Raw genomic sequence first — 5,734 nt, 5'->3', positions numbered from 1 at the left:
ACGGGTCGAGAGGCGGTCTTTTTCTTCGCTCATGCCGAGCTTCTTGAGGGCGTTCGTCAGCCAGGCCGCATCGTCCACATGCTTGCCGGCCTCGGTGTGCTTGAGGATGGCTTCACGGATCGTCAGGCGTTCAAAGGGCTTGCTCAGATCAATTGGTCCCCCGAGCCGGCCGGTTCCATAGTTCAGCTCGAGCGACCCGCAAACTTTTTGTGCCACGTCACGGATCAGCGCTTCGGTAAACGTCATCAGGTCCGAGTAATTCCACCAGGCGGCGTAGAACTCCATCATGGTGAACTCGGGGTTGTGGCGGACGCTGATGCCTTCGTTGCGGTAGCTGCGGTTGATCTCAAAAACACGCTCGAAACCGCCGACGATGAGGCGCTTGAGGTAGAGCTCAGGCGCGATGCGCAAAAACATCTCCTGGTCCAGCGCGTTGTGGTGCGTCTTGAACGGCTTGGCATTGGCGCCGCCCGGGATGGGGTGCAGCATGGGGGTTTCGACTTCAAGGAAATCGTTTGCGACCATGAATTCACGGATGCTGCTGACCGCCTTGCTGCGCGCCATGAACCGTTTGCGCGCCTCCGCATCCATGATCAGGTCGACATAACGCTGGCGGTATTTGACTTCCTGGTCGGCCATGCCGTGGAATTTGTCGGGTAGGGGGCGCAGGCTTTTGGTGACCAGGCGCAGGCTGGTCGCATGGATCGAAAGTTCACCGGTCCGCGTCCGGAACACTGTGCCGGTCGCCTCGACGATGTCGCCCAGGTCCCAGTGCTTGAAGGCGCTGTGGACTTCCTCGCCGACGCCCTCATTGTTGATATAGAGCTGGATGCGGCCGCCGGTAGGGCCGAACGAAGCATCCTGCAGCGTCGCAAAGCTCGCCTTGCCCATCACGCGCTTGAGCATCATGCGGCCTGCGACATGAACCTTGATCGCCAGCGGCTCGAGTTCCTCGTTGGTCTTGTCGCTGTACTTTTCGAAAACCTCTGCCGCCCGGTGCGTCGGCTTGACGTCGTTGGGGAAGGCGACGCCCCGGCCTTCGGCCTGCCGTTGGCGCATGGCCTTGAGCTTTTCGCGGCGTTCGGCGATCAGCTGGTTCTCGTCTTGGGCAGGGGGCACGGTGTTGTTATCGGACATGGTCAGAAGGTGTGAAAACGATCGGGGGCGCTGCCAAAGCCGGTTTGCAGCTGTTGCGGACAAAGCGCCAAACCGTTGATTTTAGTTTTTTAAGTGGCTGGTTTCCCCATTCAGGGCCGGCTGCCCCTATTTAAGCCTTGATAATCCCGCCTATGTACCTGCGCGCCGGCGTTTTTTCCCTGGGTTTGCTCATGGCCAGCCGCCTGCTCGGCCTCCTGCGGGAATCGGCCCAGGCCGCTGCTTTTGGCGCCACCGGACTTGGCGATGCGGTGATTGTGATGTTCACCCTGCCGGACTTGCTGGTCGGCATATTGTTCAGCGGCGCCCTGGGTTACGTGTTGTTGCCGGAATGGGCGCGCCAAACGCCTGCGCAACAGGATGCCAGCCAGAAAAAAGTCGCACGGGCGCTGCTCGGCACTGGTCTTGTACTGGCTTTGCTGATCTGGTTACTTCGGGGTGCGCTGTCCCATGCGCTTGCACCTGGCCTGCGCGGCGAAATGGCCATCCTTGGCCGTGACTCGCTGGCCTGGAGCGCCGCCGTGCTGCCGCTGGCCATGCTGGCCGCGCTCTGGGTAACGCGATTGCAGCATGAACGGGATTTCGTAGGCATGTACAGCGGCAATCTTGTGGTCAACCTGCTGCTGGTTCTTGCGCTGTTCCTGGCGCCGCAAAACAGCGGAGATCGAACTGTCTTTATCCTGGGCTGCTTCCTTGTGCTGGCGATGGTCGCGCGCCTCGGCTGGCTGGCCTGGCGGCTTCCGCAGGCTGCGCCGACTGGTCCGGCGGCGATGGCTATGCCGGCCCCGCCTGCTGCGGGCATATGGATCTGGGCCGGCCTGTCTTCGGGCCTGCTGCTGCTGTTGCCCCTGATGGGGCGCAGCCTGGCGTCCCAGGCCGGGGAGGGGGCCCTCGCAGACTTTAATTACGCCTGGAAGCTGGTGGAGTTGCCGCTGGTGCTCGCGGTGCAGCTCGTGGCCAGTCTGGCTTTTCCGGCAATCACCCGCACCGAAGTAGGCTCTGCGGAACGCGACAGGGCTTTGCAAATTGCCTTTCTCCTGGCCTGGACCCTGGCTTGCGCAGCGATCGCCGTGGTGGGCAGCTTTTCGCTGCCGCTTGCCCAACTGCTGTTTGGCTGGGGCCGCATGGATGCCGGGCATCTGGAAGTTATTGCGCGCTGGGGGGCCATCGGTATCTGGTCACTGCTGCCACAGGCTTTGATCGCCGTATTGCTGACAGTCATGGCTGCATCGGGGCATATGCACCGCGCAGTCTGGGCTTATGTCGCCGGCCTGACTGCGCTCGCCGTTGCAGCTTGGTCCGGGCTTGCCGGAGGCGCGCTTGTGATGGGGGCGCTCAATGCCGTACTGGCGGGCATCACACTCGCCATGTTATTTACCGAGCGCGAGCAGCTTCACCGGGCGCTGCCGTGGCGTGCCATGCTTGCCCCGTTGGCCGCTTGCCTGCTTCTGGTCGTGGCCAGTCGCTGGTTTGGCCGCTRGAATTTTCTGCCCAGCGCGCTGGCAGCCAGCTTTTTTGCGGTAGTGGTGCTGGCCAGCGCGCTGCTGGCCAGCCCTTTGCTGCGCAGTTTTCTGGGCCGCCAGCCGTTGGCCGTGCCGCAGGCCGGCGGGCAATAATGGCTTATTCCTCTTTCGTTCCATGATTGACTTACTGAMCATTACCAACCAGCCGGAGCTGGCGAAACGCTGTGACCGGATGCCGGCCATGCGGCTGTTTGTGGACCTTGAACGCAATGGCAAGGCCGAGCGCCAGGCCGGGCGCAACACTTTCATCAGTACGCACCAGATTGACGATGTGGGCCGTGTCAAGGCAGTTTTACGGCATTCGCGTCTCATGGTTCGCGTCAATCCATACCGGCTCGATCAGCCGGCTGCAGCCCGTGCGGAGGTCGATGCTGTGCTTGCGCAAGGGGCCGACCTGCTGATGCTTCCGATGTTTTCGACCGCGCAGGAATTGCGGAGCTTCTGCGAAATCGTCGATGGCCGTGTGCCGGTAGTGCCCCTGCTCGAAACCGTGGGTGCGCTCGAATCGCTCGAGCAATGGCTGGACACGCCGGGGCTTGGAGAGGTCTTCGTCGGCCTGAATGACCTGCACTTGGCGATGGGCTGCCGCTTCATGTTCGAGCCGTTGGCCCAGGGCCATGTTGACCGCGTAGCGGCAGCGGCAAGGCGGCGGGGTTTACCGATGGGCTTTGGCGGGATCGCCCGCGCAGACGAGGGCTCACTTCCCGGCCGCGATGTTATGGGTGAGCATTTGCGCCTGGGTTCGCAGGCGGTGATTCTTTCGCGGACTTTCAACAGACCCGATGCCGATATGCCGTTTGAGGCGGCCGTGGCTGAATTGCGGAAGTTTGAGGAAGCGCTGGCGCAGCGCACACCGGACCAGCAGGAGGCCGACCGGCTTCGTGTCGCTGCCGTCATTCTGCAGGTAGCAGAACAAGTGGGCAAAGCTGCATGAAGCGCCTGATGGACGTCGTGTTGTCGCTGCTGGCCCTGCTGTTTTTGTCGCCGGTATTGCTATTGGCGGCAATGGCTATTGCGCTGGAAAGCGGTCTGCCTGTCATCTTCAGCCAGACCCGGATGGGTCTGGGGGGCCGCGAGTTCCGGATGTTCAAATTTCGCAGCATGCAGCTGGATGCGGCTTCCGTGGGGTCGTATTTCACACAGGCCAATGACCCCCGGATCACGCGTGTCGGGCGCTTCATACGTCGCACCAGCATTGATGAGCTGCCGCAGATATTCAACGTCCTCAAAGGTGACATGAGCCTGGTGGGGCCGCGGCCGGATGTACCTGCTCAACAATTGCTGTACGCACCTGCGGATTGGGAAAAGCGCTGCAGCGTGCCGCCCGGCATCACCGGCCTGGCGCAGGTGATGCTGCGCTCGGAAGCCACGGCAGGTCAGCGGCTGGCGCTGGACCTGCAATATGCGAATACCGCGTCATGGTGGTTCGACCTGAAGATCATCTGGTGGACGCTGGCACGTCTGAGTGGAAGAGGAAGCAACTGAATGTGCGGCATTTTTGGATATTGGGACCGGGAATGTACGCCGGTGAGTGACGCGGCCCTCGACGTGATGGCGCAGAAGCTGCTGCACCGCGGCCCGGACGACGGTGGTATCTGGCACCGGCCCCAGCGCGGTGTGGCCATCGGCAACCGGCGCCTGTCGATCATCGACCTGGGTGGCGGCCACCAGCCTTTTGTCAGTGACGACGGTCAGGTCGCAGTGGTGCAGAACGGTGAAATCTTCAACTACATCGAGCTGGCTGCTGAACTGCGCGCGCAGGGTGTGCGGCTGGACACGCAGAGCGACACCGAGGTGATCCTGCGCCTGTATGAGCGCGAAGGCATCAGCTGCATCAGCAAGCTCAATGGCATGTTCGCGATCGCGATTGACGACGCGCGCCAGGATGCGCTTTACCTGGTTCGTGACCGCATTGGCGTCAAGCCGCTCTATATCTCCGACGATGGCCAGCGCATGCTGTTCGGTTCGGAAATCAAGGCAATATTGCCGCTAGCCCAATCACAACGTGCGCAACCAGCTATTGATTTGGTAGCAATCCATCATTACCTGAGCTTCAACTACATCCCCGTACCGTGGACGATTTACGAAGGCATCAAACACGTGATGCCCGGCACCTGGATGAAATTCACCCGGACGGGTGTTGAAACCCAACGCTGGTGGAGCCTGGCCGACCAGCGCGAACAAGACTACGGCTTTGAGGACTGGTCCGAAGAGTTCATGGCGATTCTCGACGACGCCACGCGCATTCGCCTGCGGGCCGATGTGCCCTGGGGCGCTTTCCTGTCGGGCGGGGTGGACTCGAGCAGTATCGTTGGCCTGATGGCCAGGCATGTCAACCGGCCTGTCAAGACTTTCTGCATCGGTTTTGAAGACCCTCGTTACGACGAGTCGGCTTTTGCACTGCAGGCCGCCCGGCGTTTTGGCTGTGACCACACACAGGAGACGGCCGAGCTGAACATGCTGTCACGCTGGCCGCAGGTGTTGCATCACCTTGACCAGCCGCACGGTGACGCTTCATTCATGCCGATGCTGCGCGTGAGCGAGCTGGCGGCAAAACACGTCAAGGTGGTGCTGACCGGTGACGGTGGCGACGAGCTGTTTGCCGGCTATGACAAATACGCGCAGTTCTTTGCCCGACCCGACGCGCAGACCCTGCCGACGCCTGATTTTCAGCGCCAGTATTTCGATTCGATTTCGTTGTTTTCACCCGCCGCCAAGGCGGCGTTGTATCAGCCGGTGGCGCGTGAAAACCTGTCCGGGCTCGACAGCTTTACGCAGGTTGCCCGGCCCCGGTTTGAGGAGGCCGGTCATTTCGACCGGGTCAACCAGGCGTTGTATCTGGATATGCAGTTACTGCTGTCCGGCAACAACCTGGTCAAGCCAGACCGCATGGGCATGGCGGTCAGCATCGAAGCGCGCACGCCTTTCCTTGATTACCGGATGATGGAGCTGGCCTTTCGCTCGCGCGGCACGACCAAGCTGTCAGCGCAGGGCGACAAAAAACACTGGTTCAAACAAGCCGTGGCACCGCTGATTGGCGATGAACTGGCGTTTCG

General features: G+C 61.5%; 5 protein-coding genes. 4 read left to right on the top strand and 1 reads right to left on the bottom strand.

Annotated features, from left to right (window positions below; translation table 11 throughout):
- Nucleotides 1-1,137 (bottom strand): amino acid--tRNA ligase-related protein (locus tag AC1D1X_RS13905; RefSeq protein WP_477698477.1); only part of this gene is annotated, 1,137 nt, incomplete at its 3' end.
- A gap of 152 nt (nt 1,138-1,289) precedes the next feature.
- Here AC1D1X_RS13905 and AC1D1X_RS13900 point away from each other — a divergent pair.
- From AC1D1X_RS13900 to asnB, 4 genes are all read left to right on the top strand, one after another.
- A complete protein-coding gene (locus AC1D1X_RS13900) occupies nt 1,290-2,771 on the top strand; it encodes a lipid II flippase MurJ (protein ID WP_477698476.1) in 1,482 nt (493 codons plus the stop codon).
- A gap of 22 nt (nt 2,772-2,793) precedes the next feature.
- Nucleotides 2,794-3,612 (top strand): aldolase/citrate lyase family protein, encoded by an 819-nt coding sequence (locus AC1D1X_RS13895; protein WP_477698475.1) that lies wholly within the window; start codon nt 2,794-2,796, stop codon nt 3,610-3,612.
- Nucleotides 3,609-4,163 carry a sugar transferase gene (locus AC1D1X_RS13890; protein WP_477671331.1) on the top strand — a complete coding sequence of 185 codons (555 nt, stop codon included), beginning with the start codon at nt 3,609-3,611 and terminating at the stop codon, nt 4,161-4,163. The genes AC1D1X_RS13895 and AC1D1X_RS13890 overlap by 4 nt, the downstream gene beginning before the upstream one ends.
- A 42-nt stretch (nt 4,164-4,205) precedes the next feature.
- Nucleotides 4,206-5,734 (top strand): asparagine synthase (glutamine-hydrolyzing) (asnB, locus tag AC1D1X_RS13885; protein ID WP_477698474.1); only part of this gene is annotated, 1,529 nt, incomplete at its 3' end.

It is taken from the genome of Polaromonas sp. P1_G4, assembly GCF_056405475.1.
Note: the sequence above shows the minus strand (reverse complement) of the source record. Positions and strands in the feature narration are given on the sequence as shown.

What these genes read in the sequence shown, in the direction of transcription:
- AC1D1X_RS13890 (WP_477671331.1), top strand. Translation starts at nt 3,609, where the DNA reads ATGAAGCGCCTGATGGACGTCGTGTTGTCGCTGCTGGCCCTGCTGTTT.